This is a genomic window from Pseudarcicella hirudinis, assembly GCF_900115665.1.
GTDB lineage: Bacteria > Bacteroidota > Bacteroidia > Cytophagales > Spirosomataceae > Pseudarcicella > Pseudarcicella hirudinis.
Genome location: NZ_FOXH01000001.1, coordinates 467,909 through 491,022 on the forward strand (window position 1 = coordinate 467,909; position 23,114 = coordinate 491,022).

Below are 23,114 nucleotides of genomic sequence, written 5' to 3' on the forward strand. Positions count from 1 at the left end.
CTTTGTCTTTTCTCTGTGAAATTTTACAAAAAATCATGCTTTTGTCTTACCTGATCTGTGTAATTTCTTGGAAAAGACCTAATAATACACAAATTTGCAAGAAAGAATCATTCTTCCTCTCACAATAGTTAATAAACTTTATCAAAATGTCTTCAGTATACCCGGTTCAGATCATTAAAATAAATCAGAAGGGAAAGCAGGAAAAGGCTGATCTTGTTGCCGCTGAGGAGCCATTGGAAATCCGGATTGGCTATGGAAGGTCTGACGACAGACAGCAAAGTAAGCTTACAGTTATCATGCGTACGCCTGGTGACGATTTCTCCCTGGCTCTGGGATTCTTGTACACTGAGGGAATTATCGCCTCTCCAGACCAGATTATGAGTGTCAGATATTGTTCGGATCTTGGAAACTCAACCAGCAAGAATGTAGTCAGAGTAGAAATTAGTCCGGAGGTTGAGGTCGACTGGGAAACAATTAAAAGGAATTTTTTCTCTTCATCCGGTTGTGGCGTTTGCGGAAAAGAATCTATGGAATCTATATATGTTCAGATTGCGGATAAATTGGATAAAAGCAAGTTTAGGGTAAAACCTGATCTGATGGCATCGCTGTCTCTTAAATTTCTGGAAAATCAGCAGATCTTCGAATATACCGGAGGTTTGCATGCTGCAGCCTTGTTTGATCTTGAAGGTAATTTACTCATAATCCGGGAGGACGTCGGAAGGCATAATGCGATAGATAAGGTTATCGGAACTGCTTTTATGAATGGATTAGTTCCACTGAATGAGCATATACTGATGATGAGCAGCAGGGCAAGTTTTGAAATTGTCCAAAAAACTGTCAAAGCAGGGATTTCATTACTTGCAGTAATAAGTGCTCCTTCAAGTATGGCAGTAAAACTTGCCAAAGAATATGATCTTACTCTTCTGGGTTTTGTCAGAAATGGAGGATTTAACATTTATTCGGGAGATTTCAGGTTAGATATTCAATAATGAAAATAATGAATCAGGAAAAAGAAATCCAGTTTCAGTCTCCCAGGCAATTTACGGGATTGAAATTGGGAAATCCCGCGACAGAAGCCGCCGGGTTTAAGGCTGTAATCAACTCGTTTAAACATGTTTTCGGGGCAATGCCGGTGACGAGAGGTTTTAAAGCCCTGCTGAAGCTTAATCAGCAACATGGAATAGATTGCCCGAGCTGTGCCTGGCCGGATCCTGAAAATCGCTCAAAAGTGGCAGAATTCTGTGAAAATGGTGCAAAAGCTATTGCAGAAGAAGCTACTACAAGAAAGACCGGACCTGTATTCTTTCAAAGATATAGTGTAGCTGAGCTCTCTGAAAAATCAGATTACTGGCTTGGGCAGCAAGGCCGCCTGACTCACCCGATGATTTTAAGAAATGGCGGTACTCATTATGAAAAAATATCCTGGGATGAAGCCTTTCAGCATATTTCTATGGAATTGAAAGGTTTGACTGATCCCAATGAAGCAATATTTTACACTTCCGGCCGCACAAGTAATGAAGCTGCTTTTCTTTATCAGCTTTTTGTTCGCCAGTTTGGTACAAATAACCTTCCGGATTGCTCTAATATGTGCCATGAGTCAAGCGGATCAGCCTTAACTGAAACTTTAGGACTGGGAAAAGGCTCTGTAACACTTGAAGACTTTAACAAAGCCGAAGTAATCATGATTCTGGGACAAAATCCTGGAACTAATCATCCGAGGATGTTAACGGCATTGGAGCATGCCAAAAGGAATGGGGCCAGAATTATTTCTGTCAATCCTTTGATTGAAGCAGGACTTTTAGCCTTTAAAAACCCCCAGGATTTTAAAGATGTTGCTTTGGGAGCTACTTCGTTGACCGATATTTATCTTCAGATCAAGATCAATCAGGACCTGCCATTACTTAAATGCCTGATAAAAATAGTTTTAGAAGAAAGCAGCAAGAATAATTATAAATGTATTGATAATGAGTTCATTAATAATAAAACCGAAGGTTATTCTGAATTTATAGAATCATTGAATGAATATTCAATAAATGAATTATTGGATCAGACAGGTTTAAAATATGAACAACTTGCTGAAGCAGCAGAGTTATTAGTTAAACATGACCGGATTATTGTGTGTTGGGCAATGGGTCTTACCCAGCATAAGAATTCTGTAGCAACTATAAAGGAAGTGGTAAACCTATTGTTATTAAAAGGAAGTATTGGAAAAGAAGGTGCGGGTACTTGTCCGGTCAGAGGACATAGCAATGTTCAGGGTGACAGAACTATGGGAATATATGAAAAGCCCAATGAAGACTTTCTGAAAAACCTGGATAAAACATTTGATTTTAAGGCACCCAGAGCGCATGGTTATGATACGGTAAATGCAATCAAAGCAATGTATTCCCAAAAAGCAAAAGTTTTTATCGGAATGGGTGGTAATTTCCTGTCAGCCAGTCCTGATACAGAATTTACGGCTAAAGCCCTCAGAAATTGCGACTTAACAGTACATATCTCTACAAAGCTGAATAGAAGTCATCTGGTTCATGGTAAAATGGCTATTATCTTACCAACACTCGGAAGAACGGACCTTGATTTGCAGAAGAATAACGCTCAATTCATTACAGTAGAAGATTCTATGGGTGTCGTGCATATTTCCAAAGGGGTTTTAACGCCTCCTTCTGAAACTCTGTTAAGTGAACCCGGAATTATCTGTGAACTCGCCAAAGCAACGCTTTCAGGAAAATCTAAAGTGGATTGGGATAATCTGGCCTCTGATTATGACGAAATAAGAAATATGATAGAAAAGGTTATTCCGGGATTTGAGCATTATAATGAAAAAGTCAGGCAGGAAAATGGCTTTTTTCTTCCAAATCTTCCCCGAGAAGGCAAATTTGGTACAAAATCGGGCAAAGCTTTGTTTTCAATCAATAAACTCTCACCGATCAGCTTGGCTAAAGATGAATTTTTAATGATGACCGTGAGAAGTCACGATCAGTTTAATACGACTATTTACGGGCTGGATGACAGATACAGAGGCTTTTATAATGAAAGAAGAATCATTATGATGAATAATGAGGATATCAGATCATTGGGTTTACAGCCGTATCAGATTGTGGATTTGCAAAACGATTTTGGTGGAGTGAAAAGAACAGCAGAATACTTTATTGTAGTTCCGTATAATATTCCCAGACAATGCGCTGCTACTTATTTTCCGGAAGCTAACGTTCTAGTGCCCATTGATTCAGTGGCACTTACCAGCAATACCCCGACTTCAAAATCAGTAATCATTACAATTAAACCAGTTTTGGAGGCAGAAAATATCGTTTTTGCTTCTGTGAGTCATTAATCTTTATTTACTACTTATCTCATCAATAAACAAAATCACATGAATAATATTTCTGTTATCGGCGCAGGAACTATGGGGAATGGCATTGCTCATACCTTTGCACAGTTTGGTTATCAGGTCTCATTAATTGATGTAAAGCAGGATTTTCTTGACAAAGCCATCATAACGATTGGTTCAAATCTGGACAGGCAGGTTAAAAAAGGCACTATTTCTGACGAAATTAAGGAGAAAACCCTGGCGAACATTAAAACCTTTACCTCCCTAGAAAAAGGTGCTGAAAAGGCCGGTTTGGTGGTTGAAGCTGCTTCCGAAAATGTTGAGATTAAACTGGATATTTTCAGACAGTTAGATGGTATTTGTAATGAATGTACGATTTTAGCGAGTAATACTTCATCGATTTCAATTACAAAGATTGCTGCTGTTACAAAGCGGCCGGATAAAGTAATCGGGATGCATTTTATGAATCCGGTGCCACTAATGAAACTTGTAGAAGTTATAAAAGGCTATTCAACTTCGGAGGAAACCTGCCGGAAAATCTTTGAATTATCAGTTAATATTGACAAGATTCCGATAGAAGCAGATGACTATCCCGGATTTGTAGCCAATAGAATTCTGATGCCTATGATCAATGAAGCAATTTATACGCTTTTTGAAGGGGTTGCAGGTGTCGAAGAAATAGATAATGTGATGAAATTAGGAATGGCACATCCTATGGGGCCTCTTCAGTTGGCCGATTTTATAGGTTTAGATGTATGTCTGAGTATTTTAACTGTGCTTTATGATGGTTTCCGAAACCCTAAATATGCACCTTGTCCATTGCTGATTAACATGGTAGAGGCCGGGAAAAAGGGTATAAAATCAGGAGAAGGTTTTTATCAATATACCAAAGGCAGTAAAGAGCTTATCGTATCCGGCCGGTTCAGAAAATAAAAAAGGAGGAAATTATTTTCCTCCTTTTAAAAGCAGATGACAAATAGGACTATAAATACTATACTGCTACGTTATTTTCTCTAAGTGCCTGATTTAAAGATGTTTTCAAATCAGTACTTTCTTTTCTTTTTCCAATAATAAGGGCGCATGGAACATTATAATCTCCGGCAGGGAATTTTTTATTGTATCCACCCGGAATTACTACACAGTTCTCCGGTACAACCCCAATGTATTCAACCGGCTCAGGACCAGTTACATCGATGATTTTAGAACTCCCTGTAATGGTTACTCCCGCTCCTAAAACGGCTCTTTTACCAATTCTGGCGCCTTCAACAACAATACAGCGTGAACCGATAAATGCACCATCTTCAATAATTACCGGAGCCGCCTGAGGTGGTTCTAGTACTCCACCGATTCCAACGCCGCCACTTAAATGTACATCTTTTCCGATCTGAGCACAGCTACCTACCGTGGCCCAGGTATCAACCATCGTTCCTGAATCAACATAAGCTCCAATATTTACATAAGAAGGCATCATGATAACTCCTTTAGCAAGGAATGCTCCATAACGAGCTACTGCCGGAGGAACAACGCGAACACCTAATTCTGCATAATTAGTCTTTAACTTCATTTTATCATGGTATTCGAAAATTCCCACTTCCTGTACCTGCATCTGGCGAATCGGGAAATACATGACAATTGCCTTTTTAACCCATTCATTCACTGTCCATGAACCGTCTTCGTTAGGTTGAGCAGTTCTCAGCTCACCTTTATCCACTTTTTCTACGATCGCTTCAATGGCATTTTTAGTTTCCTCATTTGCACGGAGACTTGTGTCATCCCATGCTTTTTCAATAATTACTTTTAAGTGTTCCATTTATTAATTATAAAAAGATTCTTTTTAGAGAAGAGTTATAATGAAGATGCAAATTAAATACAATTAAGTGGCATTCTATCAATTTTATGCCAGATAAGAAGGTGATATTCCTTTTCATTTCTGTTTGAGAGAGATAGACTAAGCCCTGATTTATAGAAAATGATTATCTCCGTTTGACTTATCCCCTACCCCTTTACTTGATAAACAATGAAATGTATTACTTTAGAATAGTATATTTAATTTACTGAAAATTAAATAGTTATATATTTTGTTTAACGATGTGATTTGTTGTTTCAGAATATTATTTGGCTTCTAAAATATCGAAATGAGCAAGATCGATTAATTTAAGTATGACAAGTTGACAGTATTCATTACAACTTTCATATATCCTCCAATCTTATGATTTCTACCAGCCATTTTCCAGGAACAGACCTAAATATTTACAAAGAGTTTAATATAATGTGTTCTGTAATTTGCTCCATTCGGTTATTCTGAAGCTTGAATTGTTTGAGGTACTTCGGATTATCCATTTCTGAGGAAAGCGCGATTACAATGGCTTAAATAGAGAGAGAATTCCTTTATATGCTAGTTGACAGAACTGTTAAACGGCATAGATTGGCACAGAATATAGGTGCTTTTGCCACAGTTTGGTATCCTGGCTGTATGACGGTGTTTTATTATTAGTAAAACAAAATCTAATCACTATTATTTTTAGTAATTTTAAACTAATTCTCCCCATTTACTAAATATTATAGCTGTATATACTAAATTTAGTAGCTTTACTTAACTATAACTTTATGCAGTAATTACTTGTATAAGCTCATTAAAGCTACTACTTTTGTAGAGTTATTTAACTATTATCCCTTATTTCAAAATGGCAAAAGTAAAGGTTGCAATCAACGGTTTTGGTCGTATCGGCCGTCTGGTTTATCGTCAGATTTATAATATGGAAGGTATTGATATCGTAGCTATCAATGATCTTACAAGCCCTAGCGTGCTTGCTCATTTATTAAAATACGATACAGCACAAGGTCGTTTCAATGCTGAAGTTTCTGCTACAGACAGTTCAATTTTAGTAAATGGCGAAGAAGTAAAAATATATGCTCAAAGAGATCCTGCATTAATTCCATGGGGAGCACACGAGGTAGATGTAGTTCTTGAGTGTACTGGCTTTTTCACAGACAAAGCAAAAGCTGAAGCTCATATCACTGCCGGAGCTAAGAAAGTAGTTATCTCTGCTCCTGCTACAGGTGATTTAAAAACAGTTGTATTCAACGTTAACCACAATATCCTTGACGGTAGTGAAACTGTAATCAGTGGTGCATCTTGTACAACTAACTGTCTTGCACCAATGGCGCAGGTTCTGGAAAATCAATTCGGAATCGTTAGCGGTTTGATGACAACGGTTCACGCTTATACAAATGATCAGAATACACACGATTCTCCACATCCAAAAGGAGATCTTCGTCGTGCAAGAGCTGCTGCTCAGAACATCGTTCCAAACTCAACGGGCGCAGCAAAAGCAATCGGTCTTGTATTACCTTCATTAAAAGGAAAATTAGACGGTTCTGCTCAACGCGTTCCAACTCTTACAGGATCACTTACTGAATTAACAGTAGTTCTTGCCAAGAAAACAACAGCTGAAGAAATTAATGCCGCAATGAAAGCTGCTGCCAATGAGAGTTTCGGCTACACTGAAGACGAAATCGTAAGCAGTGACATCATCGGTATTTCTTATGGATCATTATTTGACGGAACTCAGACAAAAGTGCAGACAGTCGGAGATCTTCAGTTAGTAAGAACTGTGAGCTGGTACGATAACGAAATGTCTTACGTTTCTCAATTAGTAAGAACTGTTCATTACTTTGCACAATTGATTAGCAAGTAATACTTAGTATTATAAAAAGGTCTGCCTGATTCCCGAATCTTCGGTAAAATCATGGCAGACCTTCTTTTTTGTCCTCTTCTGAGAATTGTCCAGAATATTTTTTTCATACCGGATATCAGTATGTTAAATTCTCAGACGCTTAGGAAATATCAATATTTTGCGGTTTCCTGATAAAACTGCAAGACAGATAATTGATACTGAAACCTTTATCTGTAAAAATTTCTTCAAACCTGGTCTTTATTCCATAGTGTCTGACATTCAATTCAGAACTGTAAAGATCCTTCGTTAGAATCAAATCTTTGATACCAAACGCATTCAAACTTTGTAATGAATAATCAAAGAACGATTCACTGTCAGTCTTAAGGTGTAAAAGCCCGTTGTCCTGCAATACTTTCTCATACAGCGTCAAAAATCGTTCGTTGGTAAGTCTCCTTCTCACACCACTCTGTAATGGCTGAGGATCAGGGAATGTGACCCAGATCTCAGCTATTTCATTCTCAGCAAAGAGTTCTAAAAGACTGTGAACCTTTGCACGGATAAATGCTACATTGCTCAGACCCTGTTCAAGCGCTACATCGCTTCCCACAGCGATTCTGTCGCCTTTTATATCAAGACCAACGAAGTTTTTAGCAGGAAATAACTTTGCTAATCCTACAGTATATTCTCCTTTTCCGCAACCTAACTCAAGAACAATCGGGTTTGAATTTTTAAAATAAATTTCGTTCCAATTTCCTTTAATTTCATTATAGATTGGCTTATAATCTTCTAGAATATTTTCTTTATACTGATTACTTTCGAATCGTTTTAATTTCTTTCTTGGCACTGTTGTAATTATTATTAATAAGTTGAATATCAACTTATTGTAAAATTAAAATAAAATAGTCAAAATTGAACTGTCAATATTTAGTTAATTTAAAATAATATAACTTATTGATTTACATATAGTTATATACAAAACAATAGGCTATTGTGAGAATCGGTCATTTGAAATTATCTGTATATTACCCGGCTACACTCAATTCTCAGGGGGTTATTTTAAAACCAATTTTTATTTGCCTCCTTATAATTGGTCTAGTTCAGCTACTATAAAGGTACTCCCTCCTACATAGATAAAATCATCTTTGCCGGCCTGGCTTTTCACCAAAGATAGGGCTTGATTTACGTCTTTTTCAACAATTCCTTTCAAATCTTTCTCTTTAGCATTTTTTAGCAATTCATTAGCATCAAGCGCTCTGGGTACCGAAGCCTGACAAAAAACATAATCAGCGTCCTTGGGTAACATTTCAAGAATGCCTGAAATATCTTTGTCTGAAACAAAACCTAAAATCATCCAGAGTTTATTAAATTTCGCCTGTTTGATACTTTCCAGAATTTCTGTGATTCCGTCAACATTATGTGCTGTATCACAAATTACAGTCGGCTGTTCGGAGAGCTGCTGCCATCTCCCCTTCAACTGTGTAAGTGAAACAACTCCTTCAACACCTTTTGCTAAAGAATATTCATCAATTCTAAATCCGATTCCATTTAATACATCAACTGCCTTTAAAACACCCAGAATATTCTTCGTCTGATATTTCCCTCTTAATTGAGAGGACAATTTGATTACTTCTCCTGGTTCTTCCCGGTTAACTATTTCAAAATCTAAAGAAGTAGCCCCCTGAATAGAGTTTTTTACTTCAAAATAATCTTCAGCAAAGAAAATCGGGGCCTTTCGTTCTGAAGCAATTTCATTAAAGACTGATTCTGTCTCTGTATGTCTCTCACTAATAACTACCGGAGTGTTTTCTTTAATAATTCCAGCTTTTTCAAAGGCAATTTTAGGCAAAGTTTTACCTAATATGTCTGTATGATCATATCCGATATTGGTAATGACACTTAGCAAGGGAGAAATCACATTGGTTGAATCAAGTCTTCCTCCCAAACCCACTTCTATTACAGCGATATCGACCTTCTCAGAAGCGAAGTATTCAAAAGCCATTCCAACACTCAATTCAAAGAACGAAGGGGCCAGAAACTCAATAAACTGCTGATTTTTTTCTACAAATGATACTACTCTTTCTTCCGGAATAGCTTGTCCGTTTATTCTTATCCTTTCCGTAAATGATTGCAGATGAGGAGACGTATATAATCCGGTTTTATACCCGGCAGATTGCAAAATTGAGGCTAAATAATGAGACGTGCTTCCTTTTCCGTTTGTTCCGGCAATATGTATTGTCTTAAATTTTTGGTGTGGATTATCCAGGTGTTCACATATTGCCAATGTATTGCTTAAATCAGCTTTAAAGGCTTTTTTTCCTATTCTATGAAAGACAGGAAGTTTATCGTACAGATAATCAATGGTTTCTGAGTAATTCATCGGGACTAAATTTATTTAAGTCATTCTTTGATAAGAGATGACCCGGTAATTTTTCTGTAAAGTTAACACGCATTCGCTAGCTGAAAAAACTGCAATAAAAAAAGCGAAGGAGACCTTCGCTTTAAGAATTTCAAAATTAATATCTCTATTTCGGGTTAATCCGGAAGATAATCGATCCGGAAGAGGTAGCAGGCCTTTCTCCTGAAGAGGTTGGTTTGAAAGTTACTCTCTCTATTGCCTTTCTGTATTTCTCTGCTACTGAAGCACTTACTGTTTTTTCTACAACTTTTAGTGAAATGATATCTCCGTTTTCATCAATTTTAATAGAAAATCTGATTATTCCTGTTTCATCTGAATCATCATTTACCTGAGGTTTACTCGTCCAGGTCCATCCTGTTAAATTCAATGATCCGTTTCCACCTGTAGTTCCGTTCCCCGAACCACCTCCATTTCCTTTTGGTCCTTTGTAAATGGCACTTTCATTAATATCACCATCTTTCTGCCCTTTATCTCCTATCCCCGATTTATCATCTCCGTTAGAATTTCCACCAGGTCTGCTTGCTGTTCCAATCGTTCCGTTTGAGGTACTTTTTCCCCTTTTATAAAGCGCCCCTTCATCAACTTTTGGTGTTTCAGGAACCGGTTTAGCGGCTGGTTTGGCAGCTTCTACTGGTTTGGTAGTAGGTTTTGGCTCTACTTTTGGTGGTAAGTCCTTGACTTTCACCGGACTTGTTTTCGTACTTGAAATTAAAGGAGTTTCAGGAGCAGCTTTTGCTTTAACAGGTTTTACTTTGGGAACTTCCACCGGTTTAACCTTCTTTACAATCTCTTTTTTTACCTCTACTTTTTCCTCCGGTTTAGACTCAACAGCTTCAGGAAGCGGGCTTGGTTTATTATGAGTCTGAACTTTTCCGCTTCCAAAATCGCTTGTTCCATAATTTATCTCAAAGCCACCCGCAGGTAATTCTACCGGCTTATTTTCCTGAGCAGTCCAGACTGTGACAAACCAGAAAAGTAACAGCAATGATCCATTGATTAACAACGTATAAAAAAATGCTATTCTTCTGTTTTTGCTCTCTTCTTCCTGTAAATCAAAAGTCGTCATAATAATATAGTAGAATGGTTCAGTTCAAACTTAGTTTTTAACTTTAAAAACCCAGGTTTGTTGTTTGATTTTATCACTTACCGTTTTTGAAAAGGCCTTCGCTTCTGTTTCATCAGAGAACTCTCCGGCAGAAACTTTAATGAGCTTTTCATTTTTTACAGGAAAGAGAAACTCTACCTTCTGATCTAATCCGTTACTCTTTAATATTCTACGCATTTTATCAGCATTTTTTTCGCTTCCAAAACTTCCTGCAATGACGTAATAACGAGTTTCAGGCTTAGTTATTATAGCTTTTTCTACGACCAAAGTTTCTTTCGTGGCTTCATTTTCTGCAGGAGCATTCTTACTTGCCGTGATTTCTTCCGCTTTTACAGCTTCATCCTTTTTCTCAACCGCTGCAGGGTTAACTTTTGGTGTTTCCGGGAAATGCTGTTTAAAATGACTGATTACTGAAAACGGGTTAAAAGAGCTCAGACCAGTTGAAGGATTTGAATCATAAAAATACAATCCGCTGATAAAAGCTGAAACACCTAAAAATATAGTTATAACAGAAAGCAAACGACTTGCTTTTCTGATCGGCCGAATGCTTGTTTCTTCTTTCGAATCCTCATGAATATATTCACGATCCTTGAGTTGTAGAGTCCGATAAACCGGCGCAGGCAACTCTAAAGTCTGAATTTCTTCGCTTTCTTTAGCTTTTAAAGGCGTAAAATATTTCAACTTTATATTATCCATCCCGAAACTTTCTGTTAAAAAGTTCATTTTAGGATCAGGTTGAAATTGCAGTTTCTGTTCTGCATTTAAAGTGAACGTTCCGAGATTAGCTATATAAACCGACTCATTCAGTTTAACTGATTTCCGGGTTTGCTCAACAAATTTCTTTATCTGAACAACGGCTTCCTCTCTGGAAATCTTCTGACATCCGGAAATGTAACTGGATAGAAGGCCGTCATCAGACTTCAATAATTCATTGAATGCCAGCCATTTTTGCGGAGGACTCATAAAGCGCTCCATCTTATCTAAACCTGCACTTCTGGAGTTTATGATAAAACCGCCAAAGTCAGGAATTACCACGCAATCCTGTTCGAATAGAAGATCAATTATATAGCTCTGTACTGTTTTCATCTAGGCCCAAAATTAGAATAGAAGCCTTTCAGGAGGCTTCTATTCGCTAAGTTAAAAAGAATATGACAAACCAGCAAGAAAATTAATGCCTTGTTGAGGATAGTACAGGTATCGCTGGTATTCCTTTCCAAGTATATTGTTGGCCGAAACAAAGACGTTAAATCTGTCAGTAATAAGATAAGTAAATTTAAGATTAAGGTCAAAAATTGAAGACAGATTCTGTTCTTTATTGGTAATCAGATTCTTTCCTTTCAACCCTGTGATAAAGTAAATATCAGATGAAACAATTAACTTCTCTTTAAAGGTGAGTGTGTTGTTCCAGGTAGAAGTAAAAGACGGACGATGCCAGGCCTGATCCAGATTCCCTAATCCGGCATAATTATAGTAATCGACTTTCAGCAAAGAACGGAAGTTTTCATACTGATAATTTAACTGTCCTGAAAAGTTGGTTACTTTCACTTTAGTGGTATCATTCGAGAAATTAATATTAAACCTTGTCGAGTCTGCTCCGGAATTATTAAACACATAGAAATTTCTGTACTGGCCATAACTTACTTTTGCCTCAAACCCGAATCCATTTTCTAACAAACCTTTCGCTCCTGCAAAAAATTCGGCCGTTTTACGGGTATCTTTCAGCTGAGATTTAGCCGCCAGCCAGGGCATTTCCTGTAAGATATTCATGAAATTATTCATGTAAACATCTCCGTCAATTCCTCCGAAAACGTGAATGTTCTCAATAGGCTGCACATCTATTTTAGCAGTCGGGAAAACGTAAGTGTCGTTCAGGTTTAAATTCTTGTCCTTATCATTGGCAATATTAATACCGGCAGAAATATTCAGGAAATCATTCTTATACTGAAATGTTGGCTTAAGCTTAAATAATTGTCTTCTGTCAGCCACCTCATCCGTATATTCAGAGATAACCATATTTCCGTCAAAATGAGCAGTCAGCCCATTTGTAATCGGAAATACCGCATTGATTTTACTATCCCAAACCCATTCACGGGCATCATATTTTGTGTAAAGAAATGACAATCCTGAAGTAGCTGTATAATCAATTTTTGATCCTCTGATTGCATTGCTGATACTTCCGATGTAATGAAATTTATTCCAATGCTGAGCAATACTGTCAGCTACAATGTCATAAGGATTAGGTACTTTTCCATAAAAATGGGTACTTTGTCTTTCCCAGCCAATAGCTCCGTCAAACTTGAAGGTGTTGGTTATCGTTTTACTATGAACTTTTATCAGATTCTGACTTCTTCCCGAATTTGAAGCACCTACCGGACCTAAACGATTGCCGTCATGCTTGAAATAAATCCCGTGGTAAACATCTTCATTCGGCTGGATTCCAACATGTCCTTCCAGGAAGGTATGGGCATAATTACCAAATCCTGCCTTGATGACATTGTTATAATTCCCCAGCTTTGTATTTTCTTTAGAAATACCATCTCCCGGCATCACTACTACCGGACTGAATTGAGGCATCTGTATCGGGAGTTTTCTTTCGGTAAATTCATACCTTAACCCCTTACCCTTATTGGCATCCTGAATTGTCGGGATTTTTTCAAAAATCCGGTTTGCCTGCGGAAGCTCAATTTTTCTTTCTTTATCAATAACAATGTCTTCATTCGTGATTGAGCCTTGCTTTTTATCTTGTCCGTTCGCCATTATTGACACACAAGACAAGGATACAATTGTGAGAAATTTATATGGATTTTTAGTCAAAATCATGTCTTTGTTTTCTAAGAATCTAACTGTTTTCTAAATAGGATTAATTTAAACGACCTGAATTTATTACTTCAGTGATTTCAATTTTGCTTTAGCTTCTGTAACGATATCCTTTTCGGGAGAATTTTCAATAATTGAGTTCAATGTAGCTCTTGCCTGAACCAGATTGTCCATTCCTACAAAATCATCTGCTAATAAAATGAAGGCTTTTCCCATAATTTTATCGTTGGCATCCGGAAAATCATTACGAAGTTTGTTCAGAATCATTTCACTTGATTCCTTGAATTTCTTCTGGTTATAAAGAATCTGGGCAATCAGATACTGAGCTTCTGCGCCAAAATCATCCTTGGCGATCGAAATAGTCTGGTTAAATGATTCAGTTGCTTTTGAATAATCATTGTTTTGCATATAGATCTTTCCTGCATACAGACTGGCTTTACTCTTAGCGCCCATTACAAAATCAGGTGATGACAATACCTGACGCGTAAATACAATTGTAGAATCCAGATTCTGACTGATATAATAAGACTCCATCAATCCTAAATAAGCCGTTTGCTGGTCACGTTTGTCAGAAGCAACGCTTAACAAAGCTTTATAATCAGTAATTGCATTTTTATAATTTCCATTCGCAAATTCAATTTCCGCAGCTCTTTGTGCAGCTCTGTTAATAAGTTTGATCTTATTATCAGCCAACACAAGGTTATAATATCTTAATGCAGCGAATTTATTTTCCAGACGGTAGAATGATTCAGCGATAAAATATCTTGCTTCGTAAACATCCGAGCTACCAGGATATTTCTTAATGTATTCGCTCAGTGCCTGAATAGCTTTTTCATAGTTTTCATTTTGATAAAGGCCTTTAGCTGCTTCATATTCCAGTCCGGTGGTAGATTTATCATTCGGATTAGCTACCTGATAACCGTTAAGTATCTGACTGAATTCCTCCGGACGACCTACTTCGTTTAATTCTTCCTGAATACCCGCTAAAGCATCCTTTGTAACATCATCAGCTTTGTAATCATTAATGATCTTTTTATAGTCATTAATCGCTCCTTCATGATTGTTAGTATTAGAGAATGCCAGGGCGCGTTTCAATAATGCTCTGGTTACATAAGTACTTTTAGGTTGGTTATTAATCAACTCCGTAAATCCGGTAATTGCTTCAGTATATTTATTTCCTTTAAATGCAAGAAGGGCTTTCTGATACATCGCATCATCGAGGTAACGTGAGTCCGGAAAACCATTTTGTACTTTTTCGAAAGCATTTTTTGCCTCAGCATCCTTACCCAGGAAAGTAAGAATTAATCCTTTCTGATAAATAGCATAGTCACGGTCAGTCTTATTGGCTGTAATCGCCTGGTCATAATATTTTAAAGCCTGGTCATAGTTTTTTGCAGCGAAATAGGTATCAGCCAAACGTATCAAAGCATCCTGGTATGACTGAGAATCACCGGAATTCTTCATTTTATCAGCATATGCCTTAAACTGAGCATTAGCTTTGTCATAATCTTTCATATTGAAATAGGCATAAGCCAGAGAATATCTGCTTTTGGTCTGATAATCAGCAAGTGCTTTCGTAGAATTATCGCTTGAAGCAATCAGCTGGTTATATAATGAAATAGCATCATTATATCTTTTTCCGCCTGATAATGCCTCTGCCTTCCAGAAAGTAGCTGCATACTTCAGTTCCGGATTTTCAGGTGCTGAAAGTGATTTGTCAAAATTGCTGAGTGATTCATTGTATTTCTCGGCATTATAATCGATAACTGCCTGGTTAAACGCAATTCGCTGATAAGCTGCATTAATTCTTGGAGAACGTTTTTTCAGACCTTCAATATAATTGAGTGCTGCTACATAATTATTGGTACTCAGATAAGATTCTGAAACCAGTTCGTTGGCTTCATCTTCATATTTGGTATTTGGATAATTATTCAGAAATTCTTCAATTTCACGAATAGTCTCATTAGCTCTTCCGAGATCCAGAAGCACCTTTGCGTGGTTAAAATCGGCATCTTCTTTAATGCCCATGTTAAAGTTGAGCTTTCTGGCCTGATCAAAAGCCCCCAGTGCATAATTGGGATTGTTAGCTTTTAAATAACTGATTCCCAGGATAAATGCTGCGTGTTGCCCCAAAGTATCACGATTTGCTGCTACATTTTTCAGCTGTTCAGCTGCCGGAGCAAACTGATTGATTCTGTATAAGCTGTATCCATATCGGTATGCTACAGCAGGAAGCATTTTCTGAGCTCTGTAATTGGCATATTGTGTATAATACGGAGCTGCTTTTTCGTAATTCCCCTGCTGGAAATATACTTCTGCCGTCAAAAGCGCCAAATCATCAATCTTTAACCCGGTTCCTTTCTGTTTAAGAATAGGTTCCGTATAAGCGAGCATTTCATTGAATTTTCCCTGACGGTAATAGCTATGGGCTACCCAGTTAGGTATTTCACTGCGAAATCTGGCAGATTGTTCAGCTTTTTTGAAATCCGGGATTGCGTCATTATACCGGCCTGCTCTGAAACTGATAATCGCAGAATAATAAGAAGCTCCGATCCCATTTTCGGTATTGGATTCATTCTTTATTTCATCAAAAATCGGTTGAGCTTCATTATATCTTTGCAACTGAAAATATGAAAGGGCTAATTTATACTTGGCTTCAGGATCTGAACCAGCCGTTTTGGCTAAATATCCAACAGCTTTCTCATAATCTCCGTTATCAAAAAAATACTGACCAATTTCCTTAAAAAGGTTTCTCGCCTGCGGACTGTCGGGGTTATTTCTGACAAACCGATCTGCCAAAAGCTCGGTTTCCGGATTACTCATATACAAACTGCACATTGTCACATAATATTCGGCCCAGACCTTATTGGCATCGTCTTTCGCTAAAAGTGGTTTATATAATTCGAGGTATTGACTAAATTCAGCGCGTGCAGCCGGATAATTTTTGGCTTCGAAGTATTCCTGCCCATTTCTGAAATTTATACCTGCCTCTGTGTAGTTTAAAGTATTTTGTGCAGAAACCTGCATTGAGGTTAAAAAAATGGCAGGAACCAGGATTTGAAGAATCGCTAAAAATATTCTTTTCATCAGAAAATTGTTTATTGGAGATTTCTTGTAATACAAGTAAGAATGAAATAATGAATAGTTAAAAAATAATTTCGGAGTTATCTTAATGAAGCAAAGTACCGTTAAATCGAGTCAATCAATGCTTGTTTGTCATGACAGACCCCAAAAATTACCAAAAGAGAATGAATGTACAATAATTTCAAAGTTTAAATATTGATGAGACCTTAAAATGATGACAACCTTGCAGAAATTTACTAATTTCGATGGTCGTCAACTAAAAAAACGTAAATATCAGCATTAAATTATGAAAAAAATCGTAAAAACAGCCATCCTTTTACTAATTGGCTACCTTTCATCAGCACAAAGCAAGACACCAACGCCTAAAATTGAGTATGTTCTTTCGATGGATCAGCCACAAACCCATTATTTTGATGTAGTGGTAAAAGCATCGAATCTTGACGCTAAAACCAAACAACAAGGATTTCTTGATTTTAAAATGGCTGTCTGGACTCCCGGCTCTTACCTGGTAAGAGAATATGCCAAAAACGTGGAATCAGTAACAGCCAGTTCCGGAAATACCCCTTTAAAATCAGACAAAATCAATAAAAATACCTGGAGAGTACGCTTACAGTCCAACACGCAGGAAGTTACTTTAAAATACAAAGTTTATGCCTTTGAGTTATCTGTAAGAACATCTTTCCTTGACGACTCCCACGGATACCTTAACCCGGCAAGCATTTTTCTGTATGTAAATGACTGGCGTCATACCCCTTCAACCTTGTCTGTTAAACCTTATAAAAACTGGAATACTGTTTCAACCGGTTTAAAGGCATTGGGTAACAACACATTTGAAGCCGAAAATCTTGATATTCTTATTGATTCGCCCATTGAAATCGGTGTACAAAAAGTTCTGAACTTCGATTTAAAAGGAATTCCTCATAAAGTTGCAATGTATGGTGAAGCAAAATATGATGAAGCTAAGGTTACAGCAGATATAAAAAAGGTTTGCGAAACAGCTACTACTGTTGTAGGAGAACATCCCTGTAAAGATTATACTTTTATTATTCACAATATCCTTCAGGGTGGCGGCGGACTGGAACACCTTAATTCAACCACCTGTCAGACTTCCAGAACCAGCTATGAAAACCCTAAAACATATCAGTCATTCTTAAGTCTGATTGCACATGAGTATTTTCATTTATGGAACGTTAAAAGAATCCGTCCTAAAGCACTCGGACCTTTCGATTACGAGAATGAGAATTACACACATATGCTCTGGTTCTCAGAAGGTTGTACGAGTTTTTATCAAAGCTATATCTTAAGACGTGCCAATCTGATGACTCCGGAGGAATACCTTACTACTTATGCAGATGAGATTTCTGTTACTGAAAACCAACCGGGAAACAAAATCCAGTCAGCTGCTGAATCCAGCTGGGATGCATGGATTAAATATTATCGTCCGAATGAAAATTCCCGCAATAGTACCATATCATACTATGGAAAAGGTGAAGTTTTAGGGGGTATTTTAAATCTTCTGATTATTCAAAGCACTAAAGGAGCTAAAAACCTTGATGATGTGATGAAAACGCTTTACCAGGAATATTACAAAAAACTGGGAAGAGGCTTCAGTGATGAAGAATTCCAGAAAGCAGCGGAGTCTGTAGCTGGCAGAAACCTGAATGATTTCTTCCAGAAGTACGTTTTCGGAACAGAACCAATTCCTTATAATTCATTCCTTGAAGCCGTTGGGATGCAACTTACAGATCAGAATGCAGGCAAAAATGACCCATACCTGGGAGCTGATCTGAGAAACGGAAAGATTTCAAATGTATGGAGAGATTCTCCTGCTTATAATGATGGCCTGAATGTCGGTGACGAAATTTTAACCATTGATGACACTAAGCTAGAAAACCTTCCGGCTGTTATCGCTTCAAAGAAAGTCGGGGATGTTATTTCAGTAAAAGTTAAAAGAGACGGTCTGGAAAAAACATACAAAGTTACTTTAGTAAAAAGCCCGATTCAAAATTTCAAAATTGAACCGGTTGCTTCACCAAGCAAAGAACAGCAGGATCTTTATAAAAAATGGTTGTTTTTGTAAGCATTACTAACTGACGATACATCATAAAAATGGCCATCTCTGCTTGAGATGGCCATTTTTATGATGTTATGATTTTGAAATTTCTAATAAGGATTCATTGCTTTACTCAAATCCTCATACATTTCTTCAAAACGTTTTACTACTTTCTGAATAAATTCATCAGTCATCATTTCACGAACATCTCCCTCTCCGACAACATCCATTTCCGAAATTTTGAAAGTCTGTTCTAAATCAGGTGTTTCAAACTTTACAAAGTACTTGTTATTCCATTTATACAATGAAATCTTACAAGCTTCATTTGGAATTTCTCCGATGAAATACATTCGTTCCTTAGTGTTTTGAGTTAGAAATTAAGCAACCTCGTCTTCAATAATCGTAACCTTAATAATCTTACTTCCCTCACGAATCGCATCTATAACTTCAAGACCTTCAACAACCTTGCCAAAACAAGTGTGATTTCGATCCAAATGAGCAGTATTTCTGCGACTATGGCAAATAAAGAACTGAGAACCGCCGGTATTACGTCCGCGATGAGCCATTGAAAGAACTCCTCTGTCATGATACTGATTATTTCCGGTCAACTCACAGGGAATCGAATAACCTGGTCCTCCGGCTCCTGTACCATCCGGATCTCCACCCTGAATTACGAAATCAGGAATAACACGGTGAAAAGTAAGTCCGTCATAAAAACCACTTTTAGATAAATCGACGAAATTCTTTACATGAATCGGAGCATCGGCCTCAAAAAATTCAATTTTCATAAGACCTTTATCGGTCAACATTTCTGCCTTAATCATTTTAATTATACTTTTAATAGTGATAAACTCCGGACAAAGTTAGACAAAGTATTAGAAAATGCTCGTTCTGCCCGCTGACTTATTAATTATAGTGCTGAATTTTTAGCAAATGGATTCATTATAACTTCACTTTTCCTCTTATAATATCAAAAAACATGACAAAGTCGCTCCCCAAACTGTAAAAAGGGTGTTTGAAAGTGGCAGGTTTGTTTTTCTCAAAAAAGAAATGCCCTACCCAGGCAAAACCGTACCCAACCAGCGGAATAAACCATAAAAGCTTAAACTGGTCAGTGAAAATGCCGTAAAAAGTAATAAAAATCACCAAACCAGTTCCGATAAAATGCAATAATCTTGAAACAGGATGCGAATGCTCAGTAAGATAAAAATTATAAAACTCTCTGAAATTCTCAAATTTATCGGTCTTTATTAACGCTTTTTTCATTTTCAGAATATTTAGATCCTTTTTACATAAATGTACTAAAAATCATATTAATTCTTTTTGAATTACAATATCTTTTTATTTACTTTACATACAAATTATTAGTATAGCAACTATTTGATTTAATACCGGATCGTAATTATCAATTTTGAATTATACTTCATCAAACCTTAAACGCCATGCCTGTTTACCATAAACTTGGAAAAATTCCTCCTAAACGACATACTCAATTTGAAAAACCGAATGGAGGTCTGTTTTATGAAGAACTTTTCGGAACCATAGGTTTCGACGGCATGGCTACCCTTGCTTACCATTTTCAAAGACCGACAATGGTGAAAGCCATTCTTGAAAGCGTTGATGCTTCCCCTAAAATTGCCATTGAAAAAAGCGTTCAATCCAGAAAACTAATTGGCTTTAATATCGAAGCAAAAGATGATTTTCTGGACAGCAGAATTCCTCTTTTGCTTAATAAGGATGTATTGATCGGACTCGCTGCACCACGTAATTCGCTGAAATCATATTTTTATAAAAATGCTGATGCAGATGAATTAATTTTTGTGCACAAAGGTACCGGGACCCTCAGAACCATGCTTGGCAATATTCCATTCGAATATGGTGATTATCTGGTGATTCCCAGAGGAATGATTTACCAGATTGATTTCGATACAAATGATAATCGCTTATTTTATCTGGAATCTCACAGTCCTTTATACACGCCTAAACGTTACAGAAACAATTTCGGCCAGTTATCAGAACATTCGCCTTTTTGTGAAAGAGATTATAAACTGCCTGAAAATCTGGAAACCCATGACGAAAAAGGGGATTTTATTATCAAAATTAAAAAACAGGGCATTTTACATTCTGTAGTATATGAAGCCCACCCTTTTGACGTCGTCGGCTGGGACGGATATAATTTCCCCTGGGGTTTTTCTATTCACAATTTTGAGCCGATTACAGGCAGAATCCATCAGCCGCCGCCTGTTCACCAGACATTTCAGACGGATGCTTTTGTGGTATGCTCTTTCTGTCCCCGACTTTTCGACTATCATCCCAAAAGTATTCCAGCACCTTATAATCATTCCAATATTGATTCAGATGAGGTTCTGTACTACGTTGATGGAGATTTTATGAGCAGAAATGACGTTGCAGCCGGACATATCAGTTTGCATCCGGGAGGAATTCCGCATGGTCCGCACCCGGGAGCAATGGAAAGAAGTCTTGGAAAAACAGAAACCTATGAATTAGCGGTAATGGTAGATACTTTCAGACCTCTCATGCTTACTGAAGAGGCCTTAAAAATTGATGATGGCAAATATTATCAATCCTGGCTGTAAAACCGATTTGTTTGAACCATTCTGTTCAAAATACTAAAACTTCAAAACAAATTAAAATGGCTTACGACTTTGTTCCATATTCCATGCATCAGCATTATGATGAATATACTCCTGAGGATTTTGAAATCTGGAAAATATTATTCAACAGACAGATCGCCAAGTTGCCTGATATAGCTTCAAAAGAATACCTGGAAGGAATCAAAAAGGTTAATTTTTCAGCTGAAAGAATTCCGGACTATGAGGAAACCAATAAGTTACTGAGAAGTTATACCGGTTGGCAAATTCATGTAGTACCCGGCTTAATAGCGAATCGTCCGTTTTTCGAATTAATGCAAGCTAAGAATTTCTGCGCTTCAACCTGGCTAAGAAGCTTCCAACAGCTTGATTATCTGGAAGAACCTGATATGTTTCATGATATTTTCGGACATGTTCCATTACTTTCCAATCAATCGGTTTGTCATTTTTTAGAAGAATTGGCAAGAATTGCATTAAGATTTGTTGAAAGTGAGGATGCTGTTGAAATTATTTCCAGAATTTACTGGTTTACTGTCGAATTCGGACTCATTAAAGAAGATGGCCAACTGAAGATTTATGGTGCAGGAATACTTTCTTCTTCAGGTGAAAGTACTTATTGCCTTCTTGATCCGACTCCGCAGAGAGTACCATTTAATGTAACGGAAATTTTTGATACACCTTACATAAAAGAACATTATCAGGATAAATATTTCATCATAGATTCATACCGGCAGCTTTTCGATTCCATTCCTGAAATTGAATTAGCACTTGAAAAACGGATGAAAGACAACAAAAAATATTCATTTCAAACTTACGATACAGAACTAGGCAAAAATTATGCAAATGTCTGAAAAAGAACCAAATACTGGTACCCTGGAAGCACCTGAAGATTTTCTTCCGATAAATGGTACTGATTATATTGAATGGTATGTTTCCAATGCCAGACAAGCTGCTCATTTTTTTCAAACCTCTTTCGGTTTTCAACCTCTTGCTTTCGCAGGACTTGAAACCGGATTAAAAGACCGGGAAAGTTATGTACTTGTTCAGGATAAAATCAGATTCATTCTTACAAGTCCGCTAACCGGAGATACTGCAATCGGTAAACACATTGATCGCCATGGTGATGGGGTAAAAGCGATAGCTTTATGGGTTGATGATGCGGCAAAAGCATATGAAGAAACCGTTTCAAGGGGAGCTATTTCTGTTTTTGAACCCTTCTCCGAAGAAGATGTCAACGGAAAAGTTGTCAGATCTGCCATTAAAACGTACGGAGATACAATTCATGTTTTTGTGGAAAGAAAAGACTATCACGGAGCATTTCTTCCGAATTTTAAACCCTGGAATCCAACTTACCAGCCTGAAACAGTTGGTCTCAAATATGTGGATCACATGGTAGGAAATGTCGGTTGGGGTGAAATGAATACCTGGGTTAATTTCTATGCTAATGTCATGGGATTTAATCAGTTAGTAGGTTTTGACGACAAAGATATCTCTACTGAATATACAGCCCTGATGTCGAAAGTGATGTCAAACGGTAATGGCAGAATCAAATTTCCGATCAACGAGCCTGCTGAGGGAAAGAAAAAATCTCAGATTGAAGAATACCTCGATTTTTACGGAGGCCCGGGCGTACAGCATATTGCCGTCGCCACTGACAATATTATTGAAACAGTCATTTCTTTACAGGCAAGAGGTATTGAATTCTTAAAAGTTCCGACAACCTATTATGAAACACTGCTCGACAGGATTGGAAGCATTGATGAAGAAATCAGTACACTTTCCAGCCTCGGAATCCTGGTTGACCGGGATGATGAAGGTTATTTGTTACAAATTTTTACCAAACCCATAGTTTCCCGTCCTACTGTATTTTTCGAAATTATTCAGAGAAAAGGAGCAAAATCTTTTGGAAAAGGCAATTTTAAAGCATTATTTGAAGCCATTGAACGGGAACAGATTTTAAGAGGAACGCTTTGATCTGCAAATTATTTCAGATTGAATCTGTCATAATTTTCCAAATATTAT

18 protein-coding genes are annotated in these 23,114 nt (G+C 37.3%); 8 read left to right on the forward strand and 10 right to left on the reverse strand.

Annotated elements, in window-relative coordinates; genetic code table 11:
• The first annotated feature begins 146 nt into the window (after window positions 1-146).
• The 3 genes from fdhD to BM179_RS01675 are packed head-to-tail and all read left to right on the forward strand — an operon-like array spanning window position 147 to window position 4,261.
• Window positions 147-989 carry a formate dehydrogenase accessory sulfurtransferase FdhD gene (gene fdhD, locus BM179_RS01665; RefSeq protein ID WP_092011116.1) on the forward strand — a complete coding sequence of 281 codons (843 nt, stop codon included), beginning with the start codon at window positions 147-149 and terminating at the stop codon, window positions 987-989.
• A complete protein-coding gene (locus BM179_RS01670) occupies window positions 989-3,331 on the forward strand; it encodes an FdhF/YdeP family oxidoreductase (RefSeq protein WP_092011119.1) in 2,343 nt (780 codons plus the stop codon). Before fdhD ends, BM179_RS01670 begins: the two co-directional genes overlap by 1 nt.
• 39 nt (window positions 3,332-3,370) lie before the next feature.
• A complete protein-coding gene (locus BM179_RS01675; RefSeq protein WP_092011122.1) occupies window positions 3,371-4,261 on the forward strand; it encodes a 3-hydroxybutyryl-CoA dehydrogenase in 891 nt (296 codons plus the stop codon).
• 58 nt (window positions 4,262-4,319) lie between these two features.
• Here BM179_RS01675 and BM179_RS01680 read toward each other — a convergent pair whose 3' ends face one another.
• Window positions 4,320-5,138, reverse strand: a complete 819-nt coding sequence (locus tag BM179_RS01680) for a 2,3,4,5-tetrahydropyridine-2,6-dicarboxylate N-succinyltransferase (protein WP_092011125.1) — start codon at window positions 5,136-5,138, stop codon at window positions 4,320-4,322.
• A gap of 874 nt (window positions 5,139-6,012) precedes the next feature.
• On the opposite strand from BM179_RS01680, the gene gap reads away from it, so the two are divergent.
• Window positions 6,013-7,026: a type I glyceraldehyde-3-phosphate dehydrogenase gene (gap, locus tag BM179_RS01685; RefSeq protein ID WP_092011128.1), complete on the forward strand. Its 1,014-nt coding sequence runs from the start codon at window positions 6,013-6,015 to the stop codon at window positions 7,024-7,026.
• A gap of 139 nt (window positions 7,027-7,165) precedes the next feature.
• Here gap and trmB read toward each other — a convergent pair whose 3' ends face one another.
• The 6 genes from trmB to BM179_RS01715 all read right to left on the reverse strand — a co-directional run bounded on the left by trmB (window position 7,166) and on the right by BM179_RS01715 (window position 16,430).
• Entirely contained in the window at window positions 7,166-7,849 is a 684-nt protein-coding gene (gene trmB, locus BM179_RS01690; RefSeq protein WP_092011131.1) for a tRNA (guanosine(46)-N7)-methyltransferase TrmB, read from the reverse strand.
• A gap of 237 nt (window positions 7,850-8,086) precedes the next feature.
• Window positions 8,087-9,382: a bifunctional folylpolyglutamate synthase/dihydrofolate synthase gene (locus tag BM179_RS01695; protein WP_092011134.1), complete on the reverse strand. Its 1,296-nt coding sequence runs from the start codon at window positions 9,380-9,382 to the stop codon at window positions 8,087-8,089.
• A 145-nt stretch (window positions 9,383-9,527) separates the two neighbouring features.
• Complete coding sequence (locus BM179_RS01700) at window positions 9,528-10,487, reverse strand: hypothetical protein (RefSeq protein ID WP_092011137.1); 960 nt, start codon at window positions 10,485-10,487, stop codon at window positions 9,528-9,530.
• 30 nt (window positions 10,488-10,517) lie between these two features.
• Window positions 10,518-11,612 carry an HU domain-containing protein gene (locus BM179_RS01705; RefSeq protein ID WP_092011140.1) on the reverse strand — a complete coding sequence of 365 codons (1,095 nt, stop codon included), beginning with the start codon at window positions 11,610-11,612 and terminating at the stop codon, window positions 10,518-10,520.
• Between the two features lie 51 nt (window positions 11,613-11,663).
• Window positions 11,664-13,283 carry a TonB-dependent receptor gene (locus BM179_RS01710; protein WP_092011143.1) on the reverse strand — a complete coding sequence of 540 codons (1,620 nt, stop codon included), beginning with the start codon at window positions 13,281-13,283 and terminating at the stop codon, window positions 11,664-11,666.
• 126 nt (window positions 13,284-13,409) lie between these two features.
• Window positions 13,410-16,430 (reverse strand): tetratricopeptide repeat protein, encoded by a 3,021-nt coding sequence (locus BM179_RS01715; protein ID WP_092011147.1) that lies wholly within the window; start codon window positions 16,428-16,430, stop codon window positions 13,410-13,412.
• A gap of 283 nt (window positions 16,431-16,713) precedes the next feature.
• On the opposite strand from BM179_RS01715, the gene BM179_RS01720 reads away from it, so the two are divergent.
• On the forward strand, window positions 16,714-18,507 hold the full coding sequence (locus tag BM179_RS01720) for a M61 family metallopeptidase (RefSeq protein WP_229632879.1): 1,794 nt from the start codon (window positions 16,714-16,716) through the stop codon (window positions 18,505-18,507).
• Window positions 18,508-18,590: 83 nt separating this feature from the next.
• Here the strand turns inward: BM179_RS01720 and BM179_RS01725 are convergent, their stop codons facing one another.
• From BM179_RS01725 to BM179_RS01735, 3 genes are all read right to left on the reverse strand, one after another.
• Window positions 18,591-18,830, reverse strand: a complete 240-nt coding sequence (locus tag BM179_RS01725; RefSeq protein WP_092011150.1) for a hypothetical protein — start codon at window positions 18,828-18,830, stop codon at window positions 18,591-18,593.
• A 27-nt stretch (window positions 18,831-18,857) separates the two neighbouring features.
• Window positions 18,858-19,304 (reverse strand): peptidylprolyl isomerase, encoded by a 447-nt coding sequence (locus BM179_RS01730; protein WP_092011153.1) that lies wholly within the window; start codon window positions 19,302-19,304, stop codon window positions 18,858-18,860.
• Window positions 19,305-19,422: 118 nt separating this feature from the next.
• The gene (locus BM179_RS01735) at window positions 19,423-19,746 is read right to left on the reverse strand and encodes an Mpo1-like protein (protein ID WP_092011156.1); all 324 of its coding nucleotides are present in this window, start codon (window positions 19,744-19,746) and stop codon (window positions 19,423-19,425) included.
• Between the two features lie 176 nt (window positions 19,747-19,922).
• Between BM179_RS01735 and BM179_RS01740 the strand changes: the two genes are divergently transcribed.
• Genes BM179_RS01740 through hppD form a run of 3 tightly spaced genes read left to right on the forward strand, consistent with a single transcriptional unit; the run spans window position 19,923 to window position 23,066 of the window.
• Entirely contained in the window at window positions 19,923-21,077 is a 1,155-nt protein-coding gene (locus BM179_RS01740) for a homogentisate 1,2-dioxygenase (RefSeq protein WP_092011159.1), read from the forward strand.
• 56 nt (window positions 21,078-21,133) lie between these two features.
• Complete coding sequence (locus BM179_RS01745) at window positions 21,134-21,943, forward strand: phenylalanine 4-monooxygenase (RefSeq protein ID WP_229632880.1); 810 nt, start codon at window positions 21,134-21,136, stop codon at window positions 21,941-21,943.
• A complete protein-coding gene (gene hppD, locus BM179_RS01750) occupies window positions 21,936-23,066 on the forward strand; it encodes a 4-hydroxyphenylpyruvate dioxygenase (RefSeq protein WP_092011166.1) in 1,131 nt (376 codons plus the stop codon). The genes BM179_RS01745 and hppD overlap by 8 nt, the downstream gene beginning before the upstream one ends.
• Window positions 23,067-23,114 lie beyond the last annotated feature (48 nt).